The sequence below is a fragment of the Patescibacteria group bacterium genome (assembly GCA_018830295.1).
Lineage (GTDB): Bacteria > Patescibacteriota > Minisyncoccia > Portnoybacterales > UBA2143 > JAHJSM01.
This window is the reverse complement of the sequence record JAHJSM010000003.1, coordinates 1-23,964: the sequence shown is the minus strand read 5'-3', so window position 1 is coordinate 23,964 and position 23,964 is coordinate 1. Positions and strand designations below refer to the sequence as shown.

Genomic DNA, 23,964 nt, shown 5'->3' with positions numbered 1-23,964 from the left:
TGGTATAATAATTTTATGGACGATAAAGATAAAAAATATGAGAAGGATGCGGAAGAATTAGTAAATCATGCTTTTGGGGCGGAGATTTTTGAGCGCTCGGATACATCGGAGGTGGCGAAGGTGGTAAGGAAATGGGAAGACCAGCCGGCGCTGGTTAAGAAAAATATAGCGGGCAGTTTGGAGGACAAGACGAAAAAAGTGAAGAAAGTTGAAGCGAGAAAATTAAAAAAATTAAAAAAAGTAAACAAAGACGAGGGCAGCCCTCGCGGCGAGGGACTGTCCTCTATTAGCGAAGAGAATCAAAAAATAATTGATAAGACATTTGAAGATGAAAACAAAGACGAGATAGAAGAGATGGAGAAAGAGCTGGTTGCTGACAAAGAAAAAGAAGCGAAAATAGAGAAAGAAAAGACAGCGACAGAGATTTTAGAGGAGGCGCGGGGAGAGTTTGCGAAAGTGGATTTGATGGCGGAGAAATATATTAGAGCGAAGAAAAAGTTTTCTAAAGAAAAAAAGACGAAAGAAGATTTTGAAAAAGATGGCGGGAACGCGGGGAAGGAATACGCGGAGGCGAAGGGGAGGTATTTTGAAGCGTTAAAGGCGCGGAGAGCGGAGATACTGGATTCCGGATCCGAAAAAGATATTATTATAGAAACAATCGCGGCGGAGGCGAATAAATTGTATGACAAAAAAACGGAATTGGATTTGGAATTAAGAGGCGGGGCGTCAAGGTTTGAAAAAGTTTTGAATATTTCTAAAAAAGTAGTTGAGAAGTATCGGAAGATGCCTTTGAAATACAAACTAATGCTTTCGGCTGGTTTGCTAGCGGGAGGCGTGGCGGCGGGCGCGGTTGGCGGAGCGGCGGGCGCGGCAATGGTGACGGGAGTTGTGGCGGGCAGGTGGTTTCAGAGAGTTTTGGGCGGTTCAGCGGCGGCGGTTGGTCTTGAAGGATTGATTAAGAGAAGCCAAGAGAAAAAAGCGGGGAAGGAAGTGACGGCTGAATTCGCGGACAAGTTGATGGAGAGCATAAAGAATGGGGATAAAAAATTAGACGAAAAATTGCTTGAATTGGAAGGCGGGAAGAAATGGGAGAAATATCGGCGCTTCGCGCTGGCCGGGTCAATGGGCGCTTTGATCGCTTCGGGGTGGACGGCTAAGGCGTTGGGAAATGTTATTCCTCATGAGTGGGCGGATTGGGCGAAGGAGAAGGTGGGTCTTGGGGCGGAAGCGGCGCCAACGGTGGAGAATCAGGGGACTGTCCCCGCAGAGGGGACAGTCCCCGAAGCGAAGGTTGTTCCTGAAAGCGCGCCGATGGAAACGGGCGGCGGTTTCGTGGAAGTGGCGGGGAAAGGGGATTCGGTTTGGAAAATGGCGGAGGAGCAGTTGGCAAAAAATTATGGAGAGAAATTCGCGGGGCTGGATGGGGCGAGGAAAACATATTTGATTGACGCGATTAAGGGTAAAATAGCGGCTGATCCGGGTAAGTTTGGATTGGAGGATATTGATAAAATTAAAGTGGGGCAGAAAATTGATTTTTCAAGCATTTTTGAGGATAAAGCGGGGATGGATGAAATATTTGGGGATGCAAGCGCCTTAAAGCAAGCGGCTTTGGAAAATATTACAAATAACGATAAAATATTGGGCGACTGGACGGCGGCGCATCCGGGCGAGGAACTGACTTCAGGGAAGATAGATGAGATTTTGACTAATAAAGGAGTTGAGATAAATTTAGATGATCAGAGATTTAAGACATATTTAGAAGCGCAACCAGAATTACCAGAGGAAGGAGTTGACCCGTTTTTAGAAAATGAAATGGCGCATATTAAGGCGTTCGGCTTTAGTAAAGCCGAATACGAAGCGATTAAGAGCGTTAAAGTGAGCGAATTACTTGAAAAAATTCCTTCAAGCAAAGAAGCATGGGAGATATTTAACCAGCCAGGAGGCGCGAAAGCAATTGGGCTGCCTTCAGATGGAAAATTAGGCGCGATTGAGTTTAATAGACAAATTAAATTAGCTGAATTTATTCGCGGGTTTAATCCAAGCGCGAATATAAAACAAATGTCAGTAAGTCGGTTTTTAAGAACGATAAACTAAAATGGGGGCAGCCCTCGCGGCGAGGGCTGCCCCCATGAAAAAAATTATGGATACACAACAAATAAAACAAAGTATTATTGAGGAGTTGGGTTTGGCGGGGTTGTCGGAGGAGAAGCAGGCGGAGCTTTTGACGGTGATGACAGAGTCGGTTTTGAAGCGGATTACCGTCAAAACGCTTGAATTACTGTCGGACGAGGACAGGGTTGAGTTTGAGAAGTTAAGGGAGACGGATGATCCGGATAAGATTGCAGAGTTTTTAAGGACGAAGATTAGCGATTATGACGCGATGGTTGAAGGAGTGGTTCGGGAGTTTAAGGAGGAGATAAAAGGGACGATAAACTAAGACGGGGGCTGCCCCCGCTGCGGGGGCAGCCCCCTTTGTAAAATTATGGACAAATATAAAGAGTCAATTGGGGAGGTTGAGACGGAGCCGGTTGAGACGGGGACAGTCCCTCGTCCCGAGGGACTGTCCCCTCGGGAAGTTGAGGTTGAGAAAGTTGAACAGGAAGTAAAGCAAGAAGTAAAGCAAGAAGTAAAGCAGGAAGTTATTGAAGAGGTAAAACCAGCGCCGCCCGCGGATGACTTGTCCGCCAAAGCCTCGGCGAAGGAGGACAAGGCGAAGCGTGGCAAGAAAGTTGAAGAGATTAGCAAATTGGGCGTTCAGGAACAGATTGAGGCGCTTCGGAATTTGGCTCTTGAAGAGGGGCCTGATTTTGCTGTTGGAGTGGCGAAGGAGTTGGATAACGCTTTTGTCCTTGATGAATTTCACGATACATTAGATAAGTTAGAGTTGATTAAAGAGGGGAAGCTAAAGGAGATCTAACTAAGACGGGGACAGTCCCTCGCGGCGAGGGACTGTCCCCTTATATATGCCGTTAAGTCAAATTCTTTTACTTATTACCGTTTTGCTTGCTCTAAGCGTGGTTGGCTTGGGGGCGGCGGTTTTTGTAATGCATCTTAAAAATAAAGGGCGGATTACGCGGTCTTTAAATATGCGTCTTTTTTTGATTTCCTTGCCTAAAAAAGTTAAAAAAGAGGAGGGCGGCGCGCCGAAGAGTGAGAAGGAAATTGTCGCGGTCATGGAACAGCTTTATAACGGCTTGAGCAATATCCGAGAAACAAAGGATATTTTTATTTATGGTCAGCCGTATTTGGCGTTTGAAATCGCGACGCCGCGGGTGGGCGAGGAAATTTCTTTTTATTTGGCTGCGCCACGGCGTTATGAAAATATTATTGAAAAACAAATTCACGGGCTTTACCCAGAAGCATCGGTTGAAGAAAGCGACGATTATAATATTTTTAATCCAAAAGGGGCGGCGGTTGGCTCGTATTTAAAACTGGCTCAAAGTTTTGTTTTGCCTTTTAGGACTTATCAAAATTTGGAAGTTGACCCGCTCAACGAGATTACGAATGCTTTGAGCAAATTAGAAAAAGAAGGGGAGGGGGCGGCAATTCAGATTGTTATTAGACCAACTTCTCCAAAATGGCAAAATTTAAGCCGAGGCATCGCGCGAGAAATGCAAAAGGGAAAGAGTTTTTCAGCGGCGAAATCGGAGAAGGGCGGAAATTGGTTAGTCAAAATTATTAAGGATTTTAGGGCGAGCATTAAGCCGCCTAAAAAAGAAGGAGAGATGGCGGAAGAAAAACCGTCGCTCACTCCAGGACAGGAAGATGTGATTAAAGCGATAGAAAACAAGGCGGGCAAGGCGGGGTTTGAGACGAATGTCAGATTGCTTGTTTCGGCTGGCGAATTAAAGAGAGCGGAGGAGATTTTGGGGCATTTAGAATCGGTTTTCGCGCAATTTAACGCTTCGGATATGAACCAGTTAAAGTCGGTTAGGTTGCGGAAGGGGCGGGAGTTAAAAAAATTGATTTACGAATTTTCTTTTCGCCTTTTTAACAAAAAGCGGGCGATGCTTTTAGGGACGGAGGAATTGACGAGTATTTTTCATTTTCCAACCGCGTCTTTGGAGACGCCCAAGGTTAAGTTTTTGAAATCGGGACAGGCGGCTCCGCCCGCGAATTTGCCTAAAGAGGGGATAATTTTAGGCAAGAACGCTTATCGCGGCGAAGAGGCGGTAGTTCGTCTGCAGGAAAACGACCGGAGGCGGCATCTTTATACAATTGGACAGACCGGAACCGGAAAATCGGCTTTTATGCAGAATATGGCGATACAGGACATTAAAGAAGGGCGGGGCGTGTGCGTTCTTGACCCGCACGGCGATTTGGTTGAGAAAATTTTAGCGTTGGTTCCAAGCGAGCGAGCGGAAGATGTAATTGTTTTGGACCCTTCTGATTTGGGGAGGCCTTTGGGCTTGAATATGCTTGAGTATGACCCGGCTTATCCAGAGCAGAAAACCTTTGCCGTGAATGAGTTAATGAATATTTTTGACAAACTTTATGATATGAAAACGACCGGCGGGCCGATGTTTGAGCAATATACTCGCAACGCGCTTTTGCTTTTAATGGACGACCCGAATGAGAAATCTACTCTGATGGAAGTGCCGAAGGTTTTGGCTGATAAGAATTTTCGCGATAAATTACTGGCGAAATGCGGGAATATTGTGGTCAAGGATTTTTGGGAAAAGGAAGCGGAAAAAGCGGGTGGCGACGCGTCTTTGGCGAATATGGTTCCTTATATCACTTCTAAATTTAACATTTTTATCGCCAATGATTATATGAGGCCGATTATCGGACAGTCGGAAAGTTCGCTTGATTTTAGGAAGATTATGGATGAGCGGAAAATTTTGCTCGTTAATTTAAGCAAGGGGAAATTGGGGGATACAAATAGTTCTTTGCTCGGTTTAATTGTCACGGGCAAATTGCTGATTGCGGCTTTTTCAAGAATTGACATGGCGGAAGAGGAACGGAAAGATTTTTATTTATATATGGATGAGTTTCAAAATTTCGCCACAGATAGTATTTCAACTATTCTTTCGGAAGCGCGAAAATATCGGCTTTGCTTGGTTCTCGCTCATCAGTTTATTGGGCAATTAACCGAAGGGATTCGCGACGCGGTTTTTGGAAATGTTGGCTCAATGGCGAGTTTTCGGGTTGGCGCGGAGGACGCGGAATTTTTAGTGAAGCAGTTTGAGCCGATTTTTGACGCGAATGATTTGATTAATGTGGGTAATTTTAACGCTTATGTTAAATTAATGCTTAATAACGAGACATCCAAGCCGTTCAGTATTGCGACCTACCCGCCCGAAAAGGGCGACGCGGAAACCGCCGAAGCGATCAAGGAACTTTCGCGGCTGAAATACGGGAGGGATAAGGTGATGGTTGAGAGGGAAATTGGGGAGAGGTATAAGAGTTAAGGACGCAGGGGGCAGCCCCCTAATTAATATGAAATTTTTCAAAAACTTATTCTTAGACGCTTTTTGGTTGGTTGTCTACTTCCCTATATGGTGGTATGGCGAGGGGTTGAAGGAGGCGGCTGTTTTTTGTTGGCGGCGGATTAAGGGCGGCTGGCGGGGATTGGCTTTGGGAATTCTTTTTGAGAATTTTTTTAGACCGATGTACGGGGAGCGCGGCTGGGACGCTTATGTTTTAAGTTTATTTGTTCGCTCGTGGCAGATTTTTTGGCGCTCGCTCTTTTTTGTTTTTTTGTTTGTTTTTTGGACGATTGCTTTTGCGCTGTGGCCGCTTTTGCCTCTTTTGGCTGTTTGGGGAATGATATAAATTTATGTCTGAACTTGATATTCAAAATACGGATTTTAGGTTTGAGCCCGGCTTGGGCGTTTTGGCTATTGCTTTGAGGCGATTAAAGGTTGTTTTGGGTTGGTTAATAGTTATTTTTTTAGTTTTGTTCGGGATTTATGGAATTTTTGTTCTATCATCCTTATCTTTATTCGCTGATATGTTTCTTTTCTATCTTTGGCGGAAGAAAAAGACGGGGGGCAAAATTAGAACAAGCGAACTGCTTAAGCCAGATGATGATAAAATTGAAGTGTCTTCTTTTTTGGACGGTTCGGCGCGAAAGGCGTTGGAGAGCGCTTGGATTTTTTGCGAGCGTAAAAGATATTCTTCTTTGCGTCCAATCCACATTTTTTATGTTTTCTTAAAAAACAAAGAGTTCAAAAAAATTCTTAAGCGGCTTAATTGCGAGCCGAAGGATGTCGTTCAAAAAACGAAATCGGTTCTTGAAAATTCTTCTTTTTTTCCAAAGACAAAAGAGAAAGGGGGGATTTTAGGACCTAAAATAGCGTCTGACTTTAAACAAATATTTTTTGACGCTTATCTTTTTGCGTTAAAAAACGAGAGGCGAAAAATAAATTCTTTGGATATTCTTTGGGCGATTAGCCGACGAAAAAATTTAGTTGGGATGATTTTTGACGAATTTGGCATAAGTTCGGAAGAAATTGAACGGGTAGTTGAATGGGCGCGTCTGGATGAGGAAATTGAAAAACGCGAAAAAATGTTTTTTTGGAAACGGCTCTTTAAGCCAAAAGGGAAATTAAATCGGGCGATGACGGCCGCCTTAACGCCTCTTTTGGACAGAGTTAGTTATGACTTGACTTTTATGGCTCGACAGGGAGGATTTGAAATGGTTTTGGGCAGGGATAAAGAGATAGAGGAAATTTTTAATTTTTTTGGTCTGGGGAAAGTGGGCGCGGTTTTGGTTGGGCAGAGCGAGGTGGGGAGAAAGGCCGTTTTGAAAAAATTAGCTCAAATGATGGTGGAGGAAAATGTTCCAAAACTTCTGCGAGACAAAAGATTAATTAAATTGGATTTGGGAAGTTTGGTCGGATTGAGCGAGGCGAGCGAGAGGGGCGAGGAGTATTTGAGGAAAATAATTTTTGAGGTTAATCGGGCGGGGAATATTGTTTTAGTCATTGACGATGTGGATAGTTTGGCTGGTTTGAAAAGCAAAGAAACGGGTTTGGATTTCGCGGAGATTTTGGCTTCGGCGCTGGATAATTACGCCTTCTTTTTTATCGGGACCGCTTCGCTAAATGGGTTTTCTTCTAAAATTGAGGGTAAAATATTGGGTCGGGTTTTGAATAAAATTGAATTAGCTGAGCCGTCCAGAAATCTTCTTTGGCGGATTTTAGTTACTAAAATTTTTGTTATTGAAAAAGCGATTAATGTTTTTTTCTCGGTTGACGCGCTGGACCGAGCGGTTGATTTGGCGGATAAATATCTTTACGGAAAAGCGCTTTTAGGCAAGGCAATTGATTTGTTAACCGAATCAGCGTATGTTGTTAGACAGCGGGGAGGGGTGGGAAGCCAAGTCGGCGAGAAAGACATTGTTGAATTAGTCGCGCGAAAGACCAAAATTCCATTGGGACAGGTGATGGAAACGGAAAAAGAAAAACTGCTTCAATTGGAGGAGTTAATTCATCGGAGAATGGTTAACCAAGAAGAAGCGGTTAAAGCGGTGGGGAACGCTTTAAGACGGAGCCGTCTTCAATTGCAGGAAAAGAAAAAACCGATTTGCAATTTTCTTTTTGTCGGACCGACGGGCGTGGGAAAAACAGAATTGGCGAAAACACTGGCGCGCGTTTATTTTGGCGATGAAAAGAGGATGATACGATTAGATATGTCCGAGTATCAGGAAAAGAGAAGTTTGCGGCAGCTGATTGGTTTTCGGACGGAAGAGGGCGTGAATAAAGGATATTTAACGGAAGCGGTCAAGAGACAGCCATACGCGCTTTTGCTTTTGGACGAGATAGAGAAGGCGCATCCGGATATTTTGAATTTGTTTTTACAAGTAATGGACGATGGGCGGTTGACTGACGCGTCGGGAGAAACGATTAACTTTACAAATGTGATTTTAATCGCTACTTCAAACGCGGGGACACAATTTGTTCAGCAGCAAATCAGGCGAGCGGTTGATTATAAAGAAATCTACAGGGAGTTGAAGGAAAAGGTCTTATTGAAGGATTTTAAGCCGGAATTTTTGAATCGCTTTGATGAGATTATACTTTTTAAGCCGCTTTCGGTTGAGAATGTGACGGAGATTACAAAATTGTTTTTAAACAGCGCGCGGGAGCAGTTGGCGGAAAAGGGCGTTGTTTTTGAAGTTGAAGAAGAGGCGGCGCGGGAATTGGCTTTGGCTGGGTTTGACCCGCTTTATGGAGCGCGGCCGCTGAAGAGGGTGATTCAAGACAAAGTGGAAAGCGAGTTGGCACGGTTGTTTTTAGAGGATAAAATCAAACGCCGTGATAAAGTAATTTTACAAGAAGGGCTTGTTTTCAAGGTCGAGAAAGCCCCCGAGATATAGGGATGAAACTAAAAATTTATGTTTTTATTAAACGAAAAATACAAAAAGTTGGTTGTTCAGTTTAGCAAATTTGTTTTGATTGGGTTTTTGAATACGGGGATTGATTTCGCGATTTTGAATTTGCTGATGTGGCAGACGGGGATTTATAGCGGGAAGTATATTATTCTGTTAAACGCGGTTTCTTTTTCGGTGGCGGTCATCAACAGCTTTTTCTGGAATAAGTTTTGGATTTTCCGCGCCGGGGAAACAGAGAAAAAAGCGGGGGAATTTGCGCAGTTTGTCGCGATTACACTGGTTGGGATGGCGCTTAACACGACTGTGGTTTATGTTATTACGACTTTGGTCTCGCCGATGTTCGGCTTGAGCGCGGAACTTTGGGCGAATTTAGCCAAGGTCGTCGCGACGGGTATTTCGCTGGTCTGGAATTTCGCGGGGTATAAGTTTATTGTCTTTAAGCGGTAATAGTTTTGTATATGTCAAATTTAGTTTTGTATCGAAAATATCGGCCGAAGAGTTTTGAGGAGGTCGCGGGGCAGGAGCATGTCGTTAGAACTTTGACGAATGCTTTGGCAATGGATAAGGTCGCGCACGCTTATCTTTTTACCGGACCGAGAGGGACGGGGAAGACGACAATTGCCCGTCTGCTCGCCAAGGCGGTTAATTGTGAAAATAGAACATGTCATAAATCATGCGGTAAATGTCCTGCTTGCGTAGAAATTAATAACGGCAAGTCAATGGATTTGATTGAAGTTGACGCGGCGTCTAATCGTGGGATTGACGAAATTAGAGAGTTGCGCGACGGGATACAATTTAGTCCGAGTAAATTAAAATACAAAGTTTTTATCATCGACGAGACTCACATGCTCACCCAGCCGGCCTTTAATGCCTTGCTTAAAACTTTAGAGGAGCCGCCTGCGCACGCGATTTTTATTCTCGCTACGACTGAAATTCAAAAAATCCCCCAGACGATTATTTCCCGCTGTCAAAGATTTGATTTTTACAAATTAACTCTGGAAAAAATTACTGAACGCTTGGCTTGGATTTCCAAACAGGAAAAGGTGGCGATTGAAAAAGAAGCGCTTGAATTGGTCGCCCTTAACGCCGACGGGGCGATGCGCGACGGGGAAAGTTTGCTCGGGCAGATTATGTCCATGGAAGACAAGCAGATTACGCTGAAAGAAGTTCAAGATATTTTAGGAGTGGTTGATATTCGTTCGGTTCAGGAGTTGGCGGGCTTTTTGGCGGAGAAGAAAAATTCGGAAGCGATTCATCATATTAACGAAATTTTTGGCAAAGGATACGACCCGGTCCAATTCACGAAATCGTTCATTAACTATTTGAGAAAAATGATGATTTTGAAAGTTGACCCCGAATTAGCGAAACTGATTGCTATAGAATTGACCAAGGAGCAGTTGGATGTTATAACAGGACAGGGAGAAAAGTTTTCCCAGCCGGATTTAATCAAAACAATCCGTCTCTTCATCCAAGCCGAAAACGAAGTAAAATCCGCCGACTTCCCCCAACTGCCTTTAGAACTGGCAGTAGTGGAATGCTGCGGAGAAAATTCGGCTTGATTTATCAAAACCACAGATGTATAATGGAGACAATATATCCATGGTTCATGATTTCAAAAACGAGAGAAAAACAAAAAGCAATAGTGTTAAGAAAAAAGGGATTATCGTATAACGAAATTTTGAGATTGGTGCCAGTAGCCAAATCTACATTGTCGGTTTGGCTTCGTGAAATAGGATTAGCCAAAAGGCAGCGACAACGACTTACTGAAAAAAGAAAATTGGCCCAAAAAAAAGCGCAACAAACATGTCGCGAAAATAGAATCAGAGCCACAGAAGAGATAAAAACTTTAGCCGGAAAGGAAATAAAAAAGATTGGTAAAAAGGAGTTATTTCTAATTGGAATAGCGCTGTATTGGGCGGAAGGGTCAAAACAAAAGGAAACAAATGTTTCTCAAGGGTTAAGATTTAGCAATTCAGATCCAAGAATGATAAAGATTTTTCTTAAATGGCTTATTGAAATTTGTAATGTTTCCAAAAAGAATATGGATATGAGGTTGTATATTCACGAGACAGGCGATGAAGAAAAATCTTTAAAATATTGGTCTAAAATTGTTGGAGTGCCCGTAGTCAGGTTTAGAAAAACCGTATTCAAAAAGCATAATATAAAAACCAATCGTAAGGTGGATAACAATAATTACTTTGGGCTACTTGATATCACGGTGAAAAGAAGCACAAATCTCAACAGAAAATTGATGGGTTGGGTTGAGGGGATAGTAAGTAAAATTTAAAATTTGGGGAGTGGTGTAGCGGTAACACGTCGCTCTTTGAAAGCGAAAAGCGGGGGTTCGAATCCCTCCTCCCCAGCAAAGTAAATAAAACAATCGCTATCTGGGCGGTTGTTTTTGTGTTATAATGCTTTCAATAATATGACGCGAAATTATGGAGGTAAAAAAATAAAAAACGGGGGGAGGGAGATAATAGAATCCTTGCTGGGCGAGGCGGGCGTTAGAGTGGGCGGGAGCGAGCCGCGGGATATTAGGGTTCATGACGAAAGGTTTTATCAGAGGGTTTTAGGGGGCGCGTCTTTGGGTTTGGGCGAGTCATATATGGACGGCTGGTGGGATTGCGCGGCACTTGACGAGTTTTTTTATAGGGTTCTTGGGGCAAAACTGGACGAAAAAGTTAAAATTTCCAAATGGCTCCTGTGGATTTTGCTTAAGGCCAAAATAATCAATTTTCAAAAAAAATCGCGCGCTTTTTTAATTGGAGAAAAACATTATGATCTCGGCAACGCGCTTTATCAAAATATGCTTGATGAGAGAATGATTTATAGTTGCGGATATTGGAAAGACGCGAAAACGCTTGATGAGGCGCAGGAGGCAAAGTTGGATTTAGTTTGCAGGAAAATAGGGCTGAAGGAGGGGATGAAGATTTTGGATATCGGGTGCGGATGGGGAGGGTTCGCCAAATACGCCGCCGAAAAATACGAGGCGCGAGTGGTCGGTGTCACTGTTTCCAAAGAGCAGGCCGATTTAGCCAGGCGAGTATGCGAGAACTTACCGGTTGAGATACGGCTGCAAGATTACAGGGATATTTCCGAAAAATTTGACGGTATTGTTTCTATCGGCATGTTTGAACATGTCGGTTACAAGAATTATCAGACATATATGAAAGTTGCGCGCAACTGTCTGAAAGATAACGGATTGTTTTTGTTGCATACTATTGGGAGAAATGTAGCGCGTGTCGCGACAGACCCGTGGATGAATAAATATATTTTTCCAAATTCTGTCATTCCCTCGCCGGAAAAAATTATTAATGCGGCAAAGGGCTTGTTTGTGCTTGAAGATTGGCATAATTTTGGAGCTGATTACGACAAGACGCTTATGGCTTGGCATCAGAATTTTAAAAATAATTGGGATAAAATTAAAAATATTTATGACCAAAGGTTTTACAGAATGTGGTCATATTATTTGCTCGCGTGCGCGGGCAGTTTCAGGGTGAGAAAAAACCAAGTATGGCAAATTGTCTTTTCCAAAAACGGCGTAGCGGGTGGATACGCGAGCGTTAGGTAAAAAAAGGAAGAGCGATTTTGCTCTTCCTTTTTGGTTTGTGTTTTGAGGAGTTTAGATATCAAGTTCCTCAATTTGCATTTGCCTTCTCATATAAACCAGCGGATTTTTTTGCGCCAGGATGTTTAGGGCGGCCAGGAAAGCATTTTTTTCCGGCCAGGTAGTCAACAAAGGAACATTAGATGGCATTCGGATACTGCTCCAAATGTCTTCAGGGTATTCTTCAATTGTGGTTGGTATAGCAATAACAGGCCAGTTTGTTCTGGCTGCAAGCATAGGTCCAAGTCCGTTGCTCCGTCCGACTTTGACAATAATTACTCCGCCGTCAGGATATTTCCCGATAATCTTATCAAGTTGAGCAAGGGCTTTTCTTGGAGATTTGTGACCGGATAAAATAATTTCATTAATGTCAAAATGGACGATTTGAACATTGAGCGATAGATCACTTTTTGAACCTTTCCAGAAAATTAAAACTTGTTTAGGAATTCTGATTTGATCAATTAGTGAAGAAACAATTCCATATTTTTTTTCAACTTCGGAAAGTTCTTCTCCTTGGCGGAACGCTTCTTTGCTTAATTCTTGCCATTTAGCGTCGCGGAGCCGCCAGCTGTCGTTATCAATCACATCGGCTACTATAAGTTTTCCGTCGGCGGTAATTCCGAATTCAATTTTCATATCAATCATTCGGAGTCCCATAGTATTCCAAGCGCCTTCAAGGACTAAGAATACTTTTCGGAGAATGTTTTCCATCTGCCCGATTTTTTCTTTAAAATCACTTCCTAGAATCTTAATTGCTGAAACGGATTTTTTGAAATCTGCTTCAGAATCCCATGACGGTTTCTTTGAATGAAAAAGACGCCATTCTGCTTCGTAAGGGTTGGTAATAAAAGGATCTTCTTCGCCTTTTTGTGAGTCAAGTCCTTGTACTATTTTCCCATATCCCGGTATAACCAGCTTCCCTTCGGTGGTCTTAAGAAAAAATTCAATAACTAATCGGTGGAAACGATGAGGCGTTTCATTTTCTCTTGGAGTTAATTCAGGGTGTCTTTTGAGATAACTTCCTACGGCAAATCGTCGAGCAACCGCTTCCAAGGGAATCATAATACATTTTTTGGCCAGAAATTCGGTCGGCGAAACCTGTTCTTGATAAGCCGCGGGGATGCCAGCTTTCCGCAAAAGTTCAAATACGCGGCAGGTAATGTTGGTAGAATAAATGGCTTTAGTTTCAAATTCCTTGGTAAAACTTGGGTCATCAAAGGCCGTAATATCTTTCTTATTTTCAATAATCACGATGTCGGGGTTATCCCTTACGCCCCAAATTTTCTTTGTTTTACCTTCATTAAGCAGTGATCCTTTTTCATAATTCATTTTGCGTCTCCTTTTCTGTCTTCTTTGGGTTTTTACTCTATTAGGCGTCTGGCAGAGAGCGCTATTTCTCGCGCTTTTTCTTTGGCTTTGCCGATGTAGTTTTCGGGATGTCGGAAAAGTTCTTGAATTTCTTCAGGAATCTTTCCCAACACTTCTTGAAGGTATTCATCTTTATTAGCCAATCTTTCTAATACTTCAATTAAAGACGAATTTGTTTTTTTCGCTTCGGGGACCAGTACTCTATTAACCAATTCGTGAGCATCTCTTTGGTAGCCAGCCATTTGCAGAGCGATATATAGAGGTTCAGAGAGAATAAGATTAGAGCTCATATCGAAATTTTTTTGGCAGGCCTCTGGGTCAATCGCGATTCTTGAAAGAAACGGAATTCCTTCTTTATTCTTTTTAGTTAGAGTATTAATCTGTTGCTGGAGATTAATTAGAATAATAGGATAATCTCTGGCAACGCAACTGCCGACCAAATCGCGTTGGTGCTCGCTGATGAGAGTGTCTATTACTTTGCCGAATTCATTTTTTGTTCTTAACCACATTCCTTCAAGATTCTCAAAATTAATCGGGTTTCTCTTATGAGCCATAGTGGACGAGCCGACCTGATTTTTTTCAAAGGATTCCATCACTTCGGCTATTTCCGTTCTCATTAAGTGGCGACAATCTCTTCCTAACTGCCCAAGCGAGGCCGACATCATAGCGCACGAGAAGAGAAAATAGGCGAGCGGTTCGGGCGGAAGAATTTGCGCGCTGATTTTTGCCGGGATTAGATTAAGTTTTTCTAAAATCCGTTCTTCAAAAGTTTTATCGCCGCATCGTTGTTCTAACCGGAGTCCGACTTGGGCATTGTAAGCTCCGACCGCTCCTGAAATCTTGCCGACCAACCCTCGAGAATAAATATCCATTTGGCGCCAATTATAGAGAATTCGTTGAAGGATGGTTGCTAGCCAAAATCCAACAGTTATTGGCAAGGCGTGTTGTCCGTGTGTTCTGCCAATTTGCAGTTGTCCCGCAAATTTTTCAACTAAATCCGCCAAAAGAGAGACAACTTCTTTTAATGATGGTTTAAGCGCTTTCTGGTAGGCGGATTGAAATTGGATCATTCTTCCGGTATCCAGAGCGTCATAACTGGTGAGAGGAATATGAACCCATCTGGCTAAAGCGCAATTCATTATTTCTTGAGCTTCTCTAATCCAAGCGCGAACATCATGATGGGTGATTTCCCTCTCAATTTTATCCACCTGATTTGTTGGAATTGCCAAAAGTTTTTCTTTCAGTTCCAGCGTCAACGATTCCATCTCTTCTGCAGGAATTACGCCGATTTCTCCGAGCGCTTCCAATGTGGCAATTTCTACTTGCGCCAAACCAAAGTAAAGGTTGTCATAGCCAAAAAAATCCTTCATTTCTTTGGGTTGATATCTTGGATTTCCAGGCAAAATCAAGTTCCTTTCATTCATTTTTCAGTCCTCCTTATTTTATTTCTTATTCATTTTTTAAAGGGCTTTCTATTCTTGTTGTTGAATATAGTGCTTGATATGACCGTAAAAGTCAATAAAAACAGGTATTATTTTTTACTGATTGGGAGAATGTGGTATAATAAAAGAGATGCGCAAGAAAACTATATTTATTTTCATTCTTGTTTTGTTTGTCGCTTTTTTGTTTGGCTCTTCTGTTTATTTGCGGGGCGCTTTGTCTGATTTGACGGCAGTTTTTGAGGGGTTTGTTGAGCGCTATCCGTTTTTCGCGCCCGTGGCGTTTGTTTTGCTTGCGGCGGTGTCTATGCTTTTGGGAATGTTTAGCAGTGTTCCGCTTGTTCCTTTAGTGGTGATGACATGGGGGGAGGCGGCAACTTTGTTATTACTTTTGCTTGGATGGCTTTTAGGCGGTTGCGTTTCTTACGCGATTGGGCGGTACGCGGGGTATCCACTGGTTAGCAAAATCGCGGGGCGGCAGAGGTTGGAAGGGTGGACTCTTAAACTGAAGCCGCGAATGACTTTTCTTTTGCTTTTTCTTTTTCGTCTTGCCACTCCTTCGGAAACGGGCTATGTTTTTGGGATATTTCGTTATGATTTTTGGCGATATCTTTTGATTACATTTTTGGCGGAATTGCCTTTCGCGCTTTTGGTTGTTTACGCAAGCGGAGCGTTTATTGAGGCGGATTGGAGGTTATTCGCGGCCTTGTTTTTGATTGGAGTCGCCGCTGCCGCGCTGATATATTATTTGTTTGAACGAAGGTTTGAGGGTAAATAAATTTTTTATGATTATGCCGCCGAAGGTTTTTATTATAATTGTTAACTGGAATAATTGGGCGGATACGCACGAGTGCTTAGAGTCGCTTGAAAATGTTGACTATCCAAATTGCGAGGTGATTGTGGTTGATAATGGGTCAACTGAAAAATTTTCAATTTTCAATTTTCAATTTTCAATTAAAGTCATTTACAATAAAGAAAATTTGGGATTTTCCGAAGGGAATAATGTTGGTATTAGATATGCTTTGAAAAATGGCGCCGATTATGTTTTACTTTTGAATAACGATACGATTGCGAGCGCTGATTTTTTAACGAGATTAGTTGAAGCGGGGGAGAGCGACGAAAAAATCGGTTTTTTAGGGGCGAAGATATATTTTGCGGACGAACCGAATAAAATTTGGTTTGCGGGCGGGGAGGTGAATTGGTTGTATAACAAAGGGACGATGAGGGGGTATGGCGAGATGGATAAGGGGCAGTATGATTTGCCGGCGATCCAAGAGACAGAGTATATTACGGGGTGCTGTCTTTTAGCGAAGCGGGAGGCGTTAGAAAAAATTGGCTTAATGCCGAATGAATATTTTTTGTATTACGAAGATGTAGATTGGTCTTTGCGCGCGAGGAGGGCGGGGTTTAAAACAGTTTTTGTCCCAGCGGCAAAGATTTGGCATAAGTGTTCAAAGAGTACGGTTGAGGGTTCGCCTTCGTATATTTATTATCACATCCGAAACGGATTGATTTTAGCGAGTAAATTCGCGCCATGGTATGTTTTGCCGTTTGTTCACTTGGATGCGCTTTGGCGAACGATTAAGCAGTTGATTAAATTGGTTTTTTCCCCAAAAAAGCGCGTTTGGGCGAAGTATATTTTAATAGGGATGAAGGATTTTTATTTAGGAAAAAGAGGAAAGGTTTAAATATGATTATTGGGATTGATGGGCGGAATTTGGAAGGCGGACGGACGGGCGTCGGCCGCTATTTGTTTAATCTGCTGAAAGAGTGGAATAGTTTTAATTTGCCTAATGATTTGAAATTTATTTTGTATTTTAAAGAAGAAATTCCGAAGGATTTAATCTTGTCAGAGGCGGTTTTTGAAAAAAAGATAATCGGCGGACGGAGTAATGCTTTTTTTACACATTTTGTTTTACCGCGGGCGGCTAAGAAGGACGGGATTGATCTTTTGTTTTGTCCAGCTTATGTCGCGCCGCTTTTTTATGGCGGGAAGATAGTGTTAACCTTGCATGATATTATTTATCAGGCGCGCCCTGATTTATATAACTGGCCGAGTGTTTGGGATAAAATATTGTTAAAAAGATTTTCTAAAATAGCTGCGCGAAAAGCGGAGATTATTTTTGTTCCTTCGGAGTATAGCAAAATGGAGGTTTTGAAATATTATCAAGTGGATTCGGAAAGGGTTTTTGTCACGCCTTTAGCGGCGGACGAGTCGTTTAGACGGATTGATGACGAGAATAAACTGGCGGAAGTTAAGGAAAAATACGGGGTGAAAAATAAGTTTATATTTTACATTGGTTCAATTTTTAATCGTCGCCATTTACCAGAAGCGATTAAAGCGTTTGGAGAAATCGCCGGTGAATTGCCTGGTTACCAGTTTTTAATTGTTGGAAAAAATTATACTTGTTTTTCTATGAAGAGCAGGGGAGTTTTGCGAAAAGAATATATCAATTCTAAAGATTTGGCTCTTCTTTACAACGCGGCGGATTTGTTGGTTTGGCTTTCCGATTATGAGGGCTTTGGCCTGCCCGTTTTGGAAGCGCTCGCTTGCGGAACACCAGTCATTACCAGTCCAGTCGCTTCAATCCCAGAAGTAGCGGGTGAGGCGGCGATTTACATTCAGGATAATTATGACATCAGCGAAATTTCAGAAGCGATGCGCGAGGCGCTGACGGATAAAAGCGCGCGGCAGGAATTAATTAGCAGGGGATTGGAACAAGCGCAAAAATTCTCATGGAAAAAATGCGCGAGGGAAACGCTTGATGCTTTATTGACAAAAAGATTATAATATATTATACTGTTCATAGTTATTTAAAATATTAACCCGAGAATCAAAGGAGGTAGGTTGTGGAATTATATTTTGCTTATGGTTCAAATTTGCTTTATGAACAAATGCGAGAAAGGTGTTCAAGCGCTTCTTTTGGAACATTAGCGTATTATCCAAATTTCAAATTAGATTTTACGCGAAAATCCACAAAAGGCGGATGGGTGGCTGATATGGTATTTGATCCTAATAATCGTGTTTGGGGCGCGGTTTATGCTCTCACAATGTCGGATATGTTAGTTTTAGACCAACGGGAAGTTGTCCATTTGACTGACGGCTATCTAAGGCAAAAAATCGTCGTTTTTAATTCTTACGGTGAAGAGCATATCGCATGGGCGTATTTTGTCAAAATCAAAAAAGGAAGTGGCCAGCCGCGTTTGCTGTATATGAATAAAATATTAAAGGGAGCGCGACAGCAAAAATTACCAGTTGATTATATAGATTTTTTGGAATCTATAAAAACAACGGAGGTTTAATTTCAATTAACAATAGTTTTATTGAGACCGATTGGTTATAAAAATACTAATCGGTCTTTTTATTTAAGTTATATTTTTAAAATTATTGGCACAAGGTCTAACCTTGATTATTATAGTTTTTTGGTATAAAATCATATCAATAATTAAATATTCCGCGGTAGCTCAATGGTAGAGCAGTTGCCTGTTAAGCAATTGGTTGCAGGTTCGAATCCTGCCCGCGGAGCCGAGTTAGACGAGGCGAACTCTGATTTGTCAGAGAAAATAGCATTTTCTGTTTCTTTCTTTATTTTTTTCGCGCCGCCTTGCTTTCGCAAGGCAGGCGTTTTTTCGGAGGCAAAATTCGGAAAATTCTCTGAATTCTCTGAATAAAAGAGCCGAATTTTAACATTTTCAGGGGAATAGATAATTTCTTTCAGAAATTTTTTAATCAAGAGGTTTCTTTCAATCCCTTTTTTCCGAGAGAGGGCGGAGAGGAAGGATTTTAGGTTGTTCGCGATTTTCTTTGCCGAAAATAGCGAAAGTTTAGAGCATGCTTTTGCTGGTTCGTATCCAGCCCGATAGGGCGATTGAAAATCATTATTCAAGCGGAAAACCAAATTTTCAATATAGTTTTTATCAACGGAAATTCGTTCTAAATTTTCCAAACAAAAATCTTCTAATCTTTCGGCAGACACTTGTTTTACTGAACAACTTTGCCAATCATTTCTTAGTGTTGAGGTGCAACGATAGTAATAATATCTTTTTAATTTTTCATTTGTTCTTTTGTTAGTAAAACAAGATGTCATTTTAGAGCCGCACTCTTTGCACTTAATCAATCCGCCGAAAAGAAAATTTTTATACAGTCTTAATTTTTTTATTTTGTTTTTGTGCATTGCTTGCGCAAGGGCAAAAATTTCTTCTGAAATTATCGGCTGGTGAAGTCCATTATAAATTATATTGTTATATTTTACTTTTCCGTTATAAACAACATTTCTTAAGATGTGGGCGATACTTGTTTTTGAAAAATTTTTGCCGTTTTTATTTTTAACATCCCTTTCTTTTAAAAAATTATAAACAGCAGAAAGAGATTTTGTTTCAAGGTATTTTTCAAAAATTGATTTTATCTCTTCTGATTCTTTTGAGTGGGGGATTAGTTTTTTATTTTCACGAATATATCCATAGGGTGTCAATCCGCCGTTGCACATTCCTTTTTTAGCCCGTTCCAATAATTTGTCTTTTGTTCGTTCGCTTGCCAATTCTCTTTCAAATTGCGAAAATGTAAGCATAATATTTCGCAAAAGCCGCCCTGCCGGCGTTGAAGTGTCAAATCTTTCAGTAATAGAAATAAAATCAATTTTTGATTGCTCAAAAAAATCAATCAACTGATAAAAATCTTTTGGCGAACGGGTGAGCCGATCTATTTTATACACAAAGACAATATCAATTTTCTCTTGTTTCAAATCTGAAAGCAGTTCTTGCAACGCGGGTCTGTCTGTATTAACTCCAGAATATCCCGCGTCAGAATATACCTTAAAAACCTGCCAATTCTCTTGGCTGGCGATGAATGACTTTATTTTTTGCTCTTGGGCGTCGCAAGACGAAAATTCTTTTTCCGCTTGGTTGTCCGTGGATACTCTTGTATAAATCGCGCATTTTTTAGATTGTCTTTTGTTCATATTTTTGTTATTATTTACTTAGATACAAGTTTTATTATCTCTTGTATTCCAGTATAGCGTATTAAGATACTATGTCAATTGCGCATAACAATATAAAAAATCTAAAAAAATACAGAACTAAAAAGGGCTGGTCGCAGGAAAAACTGGCAAGAGAAGCCGGCATTTCTTACAATACACTTATTAAAATTGAAAGAGGCGGAATTAAAAATCCAAAAATTGAAACAATAATCAAATTAGCAAGAGCGTTGGGCGTTTCTATTGATGATTTAGTAAAATAAAAATATGACGAATGCGAAAAACAACAAATTGAAATTTATTGATTTTTGCGCCGGCATTGGAGGCGGACGAATTGGTCTAGAAAATTTAGGAATGAAATGCGTCGGTTTTTCAGAAATTGATAAAAATTCAGAAAAAACATATCGCGAATTTTTTGGCAATGAAGAAAAAAATTATGGCGATTTAACAAAAATAAACCCTGATGATTTACCAGAATTTGATTTAATGATTGCTGGTTTTCCATGCCAAACTTTTTCGGTTATGGGGCAAAGAACGGGAATGAAAGATCGGCGCGGTCAAATTATTTTTAATTTGATAGATATAATGAAAGCCAAAAATCTAAAATATTTTATTTTAGAAAATGTGAAAGGCCTTCTGAATCATGGGAGCGGCCAATCGTTAAAAATCATTTTGAACGCTCTGGGCGAAGCGGGATACAATGTTTATTGGAAGTTGGTTAGCAGCCTTCATTACGGAGTGCCGCAAATGAGGGAAAGAATATATTTTGTCGGAATGCGAAATGATTTAGCGAAGAATGATAAAAGATTTGTATATCCGGAAATTGTAGAAACCCCCGAACTTAAAGATTATTTAATAGACGATAGCGAACTGGAATTTGGCGAAAAGAAAAGAACTTACGAAACATTCTTAAATTATGTTAATAATAAATATAATAAGAATAGATTTTCAGTTGACGAATTTTTAAAAGAGGATTATTTGATTATAGACACTCGCCAATCAGATTTGCGTCTATATCGAGGAAAGGCGCCAACATTGCGAACAGGAAGACACGGAATTTTGTATGTCAAAAATGGAAAATTTAGAAAATTATCCGGCTACGAGGCTTTGCTATTGCAAGGATTTCCCAAAGAAATATCAAGCAAAGTCAAAGATAAAATTCAAGATATTTACCTGCTTAGCCAAGCCGGCAACGCGATGACCGTCAATACTGTTGAAGCGTTCGGCAAAAGCCTTCTTAATTTTATAAATAAATAACAAATAAACAAACAAATAATATGACCGCCAAAAAAGAATTAATAAAACGAGGATCCAAAACCGCAAAAGACGGATTTAGGAATGAAAAAGATGTTATTGATAAATTCAACGACTGGGAGAAAGATAAAACCGCTCAAAAATGGCTTGAAGCGATGGACTATAATATCAATGATATTGAATATGTAAAAGCGTCTAAAATAAGGGGCTCGTATAAAGCCGATGTTCAAGTGCAAATACAGATAAGCATCAAGTTAAAATCTCAAATAGATGTTCAAAATTTACAAGTAAAACTGGTTAGCAATCATAATAGCGGAGGCAATCAGGTTGATAAAAGATGGATAGGCAAATATATTGAATTATGGAACATTCCAGCCGACATCGCGAAATTGCTAAAACTTTTTACCGGCGAAACAAAGCCAAGAAAAAAAGGATTAAAAGATCTGCGAAGAATGTTTTTACCCGAAATGAACGAAAATGATCAAAATAAAATCGTTAAATTTTTTGAAGATAATAAAATTTTGGTTGTTTCGGATTTATTAAAAGGCAGAGGCAAGTTTTCAGCCGATTGGATGTTAGTTATTTCAAAAGATGACATTCAAGAAAAGTGGGTTTTAAAATCAATAAACGAAGCAATGAACATTTTTGGCGAAGGACCTGTTAAAATTGCCTCTAAAGGAAGCTTAAAAATTGGGAAAATTGGAATGCAAAGAAAAGGCGGAGATAACGGACGAGCTTCTGCTAATATGCTTCAATTTAAAATTAACCCGATTTTGCTTTTTGATAAATAAATTTATGGCAGATACCGTTTCCAAAAAGAAAAGAAGCGAGATTATGTCCAAAGTCAGAAGCAAGGACAGCAAGATTGAGGTTGATTTCAGAAAAGCGATTTGGAAAGCTGGGTTTAGGTATAGAAAAAATCCGAAAGGATATTTTGGAAAGCCCGATTTGGTTTTGAAAAAATACAAAACAGTAATTTTTATTGATTCTTGTTTTTGGCACGGCTGCAAAAAACACTGCCGCATTCCATCAACAAGAAAAGAATACTGGGTTCCCAAAATTGAAAGGAATAAGCAAAGAGACAAAGAAGTTAATCGTCATTACAAAAAAATTAGCTGGAAAATTATTAGAGTTTGGGAGCATGAGATACAGAAAAAACCAGCCAAAACCCTTGAGAAAATTATCCTATGGATAAAAAAATAGTCAGGGAAAAATTGGATTTAATCAGGGGGGAAATTATCTCATCCACCACAAGAGTTGAGTTCGTTCTTGGTTATCGCTTAAGAAAGTATTTTTTTCCTAAAAGTAACAATAAAGCGACAATTCTTTTTTGGAATGTTGTGAATACTCCTTATCTTACTTTTGATAATAAAATTAGTATTTATGAATCAATACCTTATTTTCAAAAATTGAAAGGTTATCTTGCTATCAAAAAATCTTTGAGATTTGTTCAAAGGTTGAGAAATATAATGGCTCATTGGGACTTAGATGAAAAGAAAAGCGACCTTCAAAATATTTTTATGTTTACATTAGTTGGGAAATATAAAAGGATAACAATTAACGATAATTTAGTTGAAAATTATAGAAAGCAGATTAATTTTCTCCTAAAAGAATTCGGTTATAGTAGGTGAATCAACATGGAAAATAAACGAAAACATTTAGAATTTATACAAGGAGTCATTACTAGAATGGCCGGTAATTTATTTTTCTTGAGGGGTTGGACAATTACATTAATTGCCGCATTGTTTGTGTTGTTTGTAAAAGATACTAATACAAATTATATTTTTATTATTTATTTTCCAGTTATTATTTTTTGGATTTTGGATGGCTACTTTCTTTCGCAAGAGCGATTGTTTAGGGCTTTATATAATTATGTAAGAAAACTTGACGAAAAAGAAATCAACTTTTCTATGAATGTAAATAAATATAAAAAAGACAAAAGGAATAGTTGGACATACTCAATGTTTTCAACTACACTTCTATTTTTCTATTTACCATTGGTCGGCGTCATGTTATTAATCATATATTTAATAAATTAAATTCAAAACCATGGTGATAAAAAGACAAGTTTTTTATAGTTTTCATTACAGACCAGATTGTTGGCGTGCGTCTCAAATTCGCAATATAGGTGTTATCGAAGGGAATAAACCAGCGCCCGATAATGAATGGGAAGAAATTACAAACGCTGGTGAGGATGCGATTAAAAAATGGATAAATAATCAAATGGAATACAGGTCGTGCGCCGTTGTGCTTATTGGAAATAAAACCGCAAATAGAAAATGGATAAATTATGAAATAGTGAAGTCATGGGATGCTGGTATGGGCGTTGTGGGTATATGTATTCACGGACTAAAAAATAGTAATGGATGTATCTCTGAAAAAGGGGATAATCCGTTTAATTATATAACTCATGGCGGAACAAAGAAAAAACTATCTACGATAGTAAAATGTTATAATCCATCAGGAGCAAACAGTAAAGAAAGATATGGTTGGATCTCAAAGCACTTATCTAATGCAGTTGAAGAGGCAATAGAGATTAGAAAAAATAATTAGTTCGTCCGAAAAAATTCGGGCGGAGCCCGAACCCTAAAATCCCTCCTCTCCGCCCTCTCTCGGAAAAAAGGGATTGAAAGAAACCTCTTGATTAAAAAATTTCTGAAAGAAATTATCTATTCCCCCGAAAATGTTAAGATTCGGTTCTTTTATTCAGAGAATTCAGAGAATTTTCCGAATTTTGCCTCTGAAAAAACGCCTGCCTTGCGAAAGCAAAGCGGCGCGAAAAAAATAAGGGAAGAAACAGAAAACGCTATTTTCTCTGACAAATCAGAGTTCGCCTCGTCTAACTCGGCTCCCGAACAAAATCCGCAACAAACTTTCACAATCATTCTGCCGAATTTGATTCATAAATCAAAGAAAAGAATGCCCAGAAATTAAATGCTATTTTTATTCTTTCTTGTCGGTTGCGAAAATTGGCTCTATCGACCATCG

24 protein-coding genes, 2 tRNA genes and 2 pseudogenes are annotated in these 23,964 nt (G+C 40.2%); 24 read left to right on the top strand and 4 right to left on the bottom strand.

Going from position 1 to position 23,964, the window contains the following annotated elements; all coding sequences use genetic code 11:
* Positions 1-15 precede the first annotated feature (15 nt).
* The 11 genes from KKF19_03860 (at position 16) to cfa (ending at position 11,906) form a co-directional block, all read left to right on the top strand.
* Positions 16-2,094, top strand: a complete 2,079-nt coding sequence (locus KKF19_03860; GenBank protein MBU2580056.1) for a hypothetical protein — start codon at positions 16-18, stop codon at positions 2,092-2,094.
* Between the two features lie 46 nt (positions 2,095-2,140).
* Entirely contained in the window at positions 2,141-2,437 is a 297-nt protein-coding gene (locus tag KKF19_03855; protein MBU2580055.1) for a hypothetical protein, read from the top strand.
* Between the two features lie 45 nt (positions 2,438-2,482).
* Entirely contained in the window at positions 2,483-2,917 is a 435-nt protein-coding gene (locus tag KKF19_03850) for a hypothetical protein (protein MBU2580054.1), read from the top strand.
* A gap of 46 nt (positions 2,918-2,963) precedes the next feature.
* On the top strand, positions 2,964-5,411 hold the full coding sequence (locus KKF19_03845) for a type IV secretory system conjugative DNA transfer family protein (protein ID MBU2580053.1): 2,448 nt from the start codon (positions 2,964-2,966) through the stop codon (positions 5,409-5,411).
* A gap of 28 nt (positions 5,412-5,439) precedes the next feature.
* Positions 5,440-5,775: a hypothetical protein gene (locus tag KKF19_03840; GenBank protein ID MBU2580052.1), complete on the top strand. Its 336-nt coding sequence runs from the start codon at positions 5,440-5,442 to the stop codon at positions 5,773-5,775.
* Positions 5,776-5,779: 4 nt separating this feature from the next.
* The gene (locus tag KKF19_03835) at positions 5,780-8,320 is read left to right on the top strand and encodes an ATP-dependent Clp protease ATP-binding subunit (protein ID MBU2580051.1); all 2,541 of its coding nucleotides are present in this window, start codon (positions 5,780-5,782) and stop codon (positions 8,318-8,320) included.
* Between the two features lie 18 nt (positions 8,321-8,338).
* Positions 8,339-8,782, top strand: a complete 444-nt coding sequence (locus KKF19_03830; GenBank protein ID MBU2580050.1) for a GtrA family protein — start codon at positions 8,339-8,341, stop codon at positions 8,780-8,782.
* Between the two features lie 11 nt (positions 8,783-8,793).
* Positions 8,794-9,894: a DNA polymerase III subunit gamma/tau gene (gene dnaX / locus KKF19_03825; protein ID MBU2580049.1), complete on the top strand. Its 1,101-nt coding sequence runs from the start codon at positions 8,794-8,796 to the stop codon at positions 9,892-9,894.
* Complete coding sequence (locus tag KKF19_03820) at positions 9,870-10,622, top strand: hypothetical protein (GenBank protein ID MBU2580048.1); 753 nt, start codon at positions 9,870-9,872, stop codon at positions 10,620-10,622. Before dnaX ends, KKF19_03820 begins: the two co-directional genes overlap by 25 nt.
* Positions 10,623-10,626: 4 nt before the next feature.
* Positions 10,627-10,698: transfer RNA gene (locus KKF19_03815), tRNA-Gln, on the top strand.
* Between the two features lie 62 nt (positions 10,699-10,760).
* Complete coding sequence (gene cfa / locus KKF19_03810) at positions 10,761-11,906, top strand: cyclopropane fatty acyl phospholipid synthase (protein ID MBU2580047.1); 1,146 nt, start codon at positions 10,761-10,763, stop codon at positions 11,904-11,906.
* Positions 11,907-11,957: 51 nt separating this feature from the next.
* Here cfa and KKF19_03805 read toward each other — a convergent pair whose 3' ends face one another.
* Together KKF19_03805 and KKF19_03800 are read right to left on the bottom strand one after the other, a co-directional pair.
* Positions 11,958-13,271 (bottom strand): AIR carboxylase family protein, encoded by a 1,314-nt coding sequence (locus KKF19_03805; protein MBU2580046.1) that lies wholly within the window; start codon positions 13,269-13,271, stop codon positions 11,958-11,960.
* Positions 13,272-13,303: 32 nt separating this feature from the next.
* Entirely contained in the window at positions 13,304-14,734 is a 1,431-nt protein-coding gene (locus tag KKF19_03800) for a hypothetical protein (protein MBU2580045.1), read from the bottom strand.
* Positions 14,735-14,882: 148 nt separating this feature from the next.
* On the opposite strand from KKF19_03800, the gene KKF19_03795 reads away from it, so the two are divergent.
* The 5 genes from KKF19_03795 to KKF19_03775 all read left to right on the top strand — a co-directional run bounded on the left by KKF19_03795 (position 14,883) and on the right by KKF19_03775 (position 18,275).
* Positions 14,883-15,527, top strand: a complete 645-nt coding sequence (locus KKF19_03795) for a VTT domain-containing protein (GenBank protein ID MBU2580044.1) — start codon at positions 14,883-14,885, stop codon at positions 15,525-15,527.
* Positions 15,528-15,534: 7 nt separating this feature from the next.
* The gene (locus KKF19_03790; GenBank protein ID MBU2580043.1) at positions 15,535-16,437 is read left to right on the top strand and encodes a glycosyltransferase family 2 protein; all 903 of its coding nucleotides are present in this window, start codon (positions 15,535-15,537) and stop codon (positions 16,435-16,437) included.
* A gap of 2 nt (positions 16,438-16,439) precedes the next feature.
* Entirely contained in the window at positions 16,440-17,540 is a 1,101-nt protein-coding gene (locus KKF19_03785) for a glycosyltransferase family 4 protein (protein MBU2580042.1), read from the top strand.
* Between the two features lie 59 nt (positions 17,541-17,599).
* The gene (locus tag KKF19_03780) at positions 17,600-18,052 is read left to right on the top strand and encodes a gamma-glutamylcyclotransferase (GenBank protein ID MBU2580041.1); all 453 of its coding nucleotides are present in this window, start codon (positions 17,600-17,602) and stop codon (positions 18,050-18,052) included.
* Positions 18,053-18,203: 151 nt separating this feature from the next.
* Positions 18,204-18,275: transfer RNA gene (locus KKF19_03775), tRNA-Asn, on the top strand.
* A 412-nt stretch (positions 18,276-18,687) separates the two neighbouring features.
* Here KKF19_03775 and KKF19_03770 read toward each other — a convergent pair.
* Together KKF19_03770 and KKF19_03765 are read right to left on the bottom strand one after the other, a co-directional pair.
* Positions 18,688-18,924, bottom strand: a pseudogene (locus KKF19_03770) (zinc ribbon domain-containing protein).
* A 312-nt stretch (positions 18,925-19,236) separates the two neighbouring features.
* A pseudogene (locus KKF19_03765) lies at positions 19,237-19,707 on the bottom strand (recombinase family protein).
* A gap of 71 nt (positions 19,708-19,778) precedes the next feature.
* Here KKF19_03765 and KKF19_03760 point away from each other — a divergent pair.
* The 8 genes from KKF19_03760 to KKF19_03725 all read left to right on the top strand — a co-directional run bounded on the left by KKF19_03760 (position 19,779) and on the right by KKF19_03725 (position 23,910).
* Positions 19,779-19,985: a helix-turn-helix transcriptional regulator gene (locus KKF19_03760; protein MBU2580040.1), complete on the top strand. Its 207-nt coding sequence runs from the start codon at positions 19,779-19,781 to the stop codon at positions 19,983-19,985.
* Between the two features lie 4 nt (positions 19,986-19,989).
* Positions 19,990-20,979 (top strand): DNA (cytosine-5-)-methyltransferase, encoded by a 990-nt coding sequence (gene dcm, locus KKF19_03755; protein ID MBU2580039.1) that lies wholly within the window; start codon positions 19,990-19,992, stop codon positions 20,977-20,979.
* Positions 20,980-20,999: 20 nt separating this feature from the next.
* Positions 21,000-21,767 (top strand): type II restriction endonuclease, encoded by a 768-nt coding sequence (locus KKF19_03750; protein MBU2580038.1) that lies wholly within the window; start codon positions 21,000-21,002, stop codon positions 21,765-21,767.
* Positions 21,768-21,771: 4 nt separating this feature from the next.
* Positions 21,772-22,179, top strand: coding sequence for a very short patch repair endonuclease (locus KKF19_03745; GenBank protein MBU2580037.1), 408 nt, complete (start codon positions 21,772-21,774; stop codon positions 22,177-22,179).
* Positions 22,164-22,607 carry a hypothetical protein gene (locus KKF19_03740; protein ID MBU2580036.1) on the top strand — a complete coding sequence of 148 codons (444 nt, stop codon included), beginning with the start codon at positions 22,164-22,166 and terminating at the stop codon, positions 22,605-22,607. The genes KKF19_03745 and KKF19_03740 overlap by 16 nt, the downstream gene beginning before the upstream one ends.
* Positions 22,608-22,613: 6 nt before the next feature.
* On the top strand, positions 22,614-23,015 hold the full coding sequence (locus tag KKF19_03735) for a hypothetical protein (GenBank protein ID MBU2580035.1): 402 nt from the start codon (positions 22,614-22,616) through the stop codon (positions 23,013-23,015).
* A 16-nt stretch (positions 23,016-23,031) separates the two neighbouring features.
* Positions 23,032-23,529 (top strand): TIR domain-containing protein, encoded by a 498-nt coding sequence (locus KKF19_03730; GenBank protein MBU2580034.1) that lies wholly within the window; start codon positions 23,032-23,034, stop codon positions 23,527-23,529.
* A gap of 87 nt (positions 23,530-23,616) precedes the next feature.
* Positions 23,617-23,910, top strand: coding sequence for a hypothetical protein (locus KKF19_03725; protein MBU2580033.1), 294 nt, complete (start codon positions 23,617-23,619; stop codon positions 23,908-23,910).
* The last annotated feature ends 54 nt before the right edge of the window (positions 23,911-23,964 follow it).